The sequence below is a fragment of the Sulfuricurvum sp. RIFOXYD12_FULL_44_77 genome (assembly GCF_001830725.1).
Lineage (GTDB): Bacteria > Campylobacterota > Campylobacteria > Campylobacterales > Sulfurimonadaceae > Sulfuricurvum > Sulfuricurvum kujiense_A.
In genome coordinates, this window is sequence record NZ_MIBU01000287.1 from 1 (window position 1) to 2,643 (window position 2,643).

A 2,643-nucleotide genomic window follows, 5' to 3' on the forward strand; every position below is an offset into this window, starting at 1 on the left:
GCCGATTGTACGGGGGTATTGCTCTACGATCCGATCCAACAAGCGATAGGGGCAGTCCATGCGGGACGCTCTGGGGCACTGCATGCCATCCTCCCTAAAACGATCACCGCGATGCATCAAGCATTTGGAACCCATGCAGAGGATCTTTATATCGTACTCGGCCCCTCTATCGGAGGATGCTGTTATGAGATCAACGAAACGATAGCTCTAGAGTGTGAAACAAAGGGGTATGGCTTGGCATTACGAAGAGAAGATGAAAAAGTGTTTTTGGATGTCAATACGATCCTGTTGGAGCAGTTAAAAGGGTTGGGGGTAGAAAACATAGAGGTGGTAGAGCACTGCACGTCATGCAGGAGCGATGAGTACTTTTCCTACCGTGCCGACGCTCAGCAAACAGGGAGAATCGCTGGGGTGATTATTCTCCGATAACCCGAGCGGCTAATTGTTCAGGGAGAAGTCCTAAAGACTCTTCGACAAGCTTGGTGTTGCCGTGTTTGATAAACTCATCATCATATTCGAAACTCACTACCGATACGTCGGTAATTTTCTCTTCCGATAACCACTCTAGCAACGCACTGCCAACGCCGCCGATTCGTGCCGAATCACTGAAAATGTACCATTGTTTATGCTCTTGCGCCATTTGACGTAGCATTACTGTATCTAACGGTTTGACAAAACGCAAATCGAGCAGTGAAGGTTGCTCCTCCATAAAGGCCATCGTTTGTGCCGCACGCCCTACTCCATTGCCGTACCCGATAAACAACCGATCGGAATCGTTGGAAATAAGGAGTTGAGATTTCCCCTCCACAAACGGAGCGGATTCGATCAAATCGGCTTCTGCGAAGGAACCGCGCGGATAGCGGATGGCACATGGGTGTTCATACGTCGATGCAAACTCGATAATCTGATGAAAAGAGAGCTCATCACGCGGTGCACAAAGGGTCATATTAGGGATAAGACGTAAAAAGCTGATATCGTACGCCCCTTGGTGGGTTTCTCCGTCTTCTCCGACGATTCCGGCACGATCAAGGGCAAACACGACCGGTAAATCCATCAGACACACATCGTGGATCACTTGGTCAAATCCCCGTTGTAAAAAGGTGGAGTAAATCGTACAAAACGGTTTAAATCCCTCTTTTGCCAATGCCCCCATCGACGTTACCGCATGCTGTTCGGCTATCGCCACATCCCAAAAACGTTCGGGATATTTTTCCATCAATGCCGACAACCCTGTTCCGCTGGGCATCGCGGCGGTAACCCCAACAATCTTATCATTTTTATCAGCCTGTGTCATAAGGGCATCCGCATAAATCTGCGTAGCACTTTTGAGCAAACTTTTGGCATTTGCCGTGCCGCTTTTGAGATCAAACGGTGAGACGCCATGCCATTTTTCATGTTTTCCTTCGGCAATCTCATACCCTTTGCCCTTAATGGTCTGGATATGCACCAATACCGGTTTACCCATCCCTTTGGCAATTTCAAACGTCTCAATCAACGATTTGAGATCATGCCCGTCGATGGGGCCGATATATTCGATCCCCATCTCTTCGAACATAATCCCCGGTGTGATGAGTTTAAACGACTCTTCAAACCGCTTCGCGAGATAGTGTGCCCCTTCCCCGAAATTATCGACAAACTGCTCTGTTTTTCGTTTAAAACGCTGATAAAAAGGGCTAGCCATTGCAGAACTCAGCATTCGGCTGATCGCTCCGATCGGTTTGGCGATCGACATCTCATTATCGTTGAGGATAATAACCATCGGATATTTGCGATCACCCAGTTCATTCATCGCTTCATACGCCATCCCCGCAGACATTGCCCCATCCCCGATAAGAACAACGGGGATACGGCTCTCTTGCTCATTTTTGAGGGCTATTGCCTTTGCCGCACCGACTCCGAGTGATATAGAGGTCGAACTGTGCCCCGCAACAAAATAATCTTTATCCGATTCAGATGGTTTTGTATAACCGCTCAAACCGCCAAATTGACGAAGGGTTGAAAACTCTTCCCAACGACCGGTAAGGAGTTTATGGGCATACGCTTGGTGAGAGACATCGAAAATAAAAGGATCTTTCTCTGCATCAAATACTTTGTGCATCGCCACAATAATCTCAGTGGCTCCGAGGGTAGAGCTTAAATGGCCGCCGTTGGTACTCACCACTTCTAAAATACGGTCCCGTATCTTTTGGGATAGCTCTTCCATCTGAGGCAAAGTAAAATTTTTAATATTCATTATGATGCACTGTCCTAAAAAGTATTCTCTATTCGAAGTCTATAGTATAAAAGTCAATCGTTGGAAAAAGGGGTTACGATTCAAGCAACAAGGAGCGTTTAAGCCTCTCATAACGCTTTTTTATCTCCGAATCGATGTTTCCGACATCGCTGATAGCAACCACCCCTCCGGCACTGATCGCTCGATCGGACAACACCTCTACATGAGTGAGTGAACCCACTTTTTCAGAGATAAATCCGTGATCCGCCGGATTCACCCGAAGGGTAATTTTAGAAGCATCTTTCAACTCTTCGATTAAATCACCTGAGAGTTTTGCCGCTATTTTGGCACTGTGTTCCCCTGTTTCAATCCCAATCACCTCTTTAGCGATATCCAAAGCCGTATGGGTAAGCTCTTTTTGAATGGAAGCT

The 2,643-nt window shown here is 47.1% G+C and carries 3 protein-coding genes; 1 reads left to right on the forward strand and 2 read right to left on the reverse strand.

All coding sequences use genetic code 11. The features are described from left to right. Window positions 1–429: polyphenol oxidase family protein (locus tag A2517_RS10695; RefSeq protein WP_294896877.1), on the forward strand; the 429-nt coding region annotated here is incomplete at its 5' end. Here A2517_RS10695 and dxs read toward each other — a convergent pair. Together dxs and A2517_RS10705 are read right to left on the reverse strand one after the other, a co-directional pair. Next, entirely contained in the window at window positions 416–2,233 is a 1,818-nt protein-coding gene (dxs, locus tag A2517_RS10700; protein ID WP_294896879.1) for a 1-deoxy-D-xylulose-5-phosphate synthase, read from the reverse strand. The genes A2517_RS10695 and dxs overlap by 14 nt on opposite strands. Before the next feature lie 73 nt (window positions 2,234–2,306). Further along, window positions 2,307–2,643, reverse strand: a 337-nt coding sequence (locus tag A2517_RS10705; RefSeq protein WP_294896880.1) for a FliH/SctL family protein, incomplete at its 5' end; no start/stop codon positions are given.

Bases quoted from the DNA above. Each gene is read 5' to 3' on its own strand.
- dxs (WP_294896879.1), bottom strand. From the start codon at position 2,233: ATGAATATTAAAAATTTTACTTTGCCTCAGATGGAAGAGCTATCCCAA.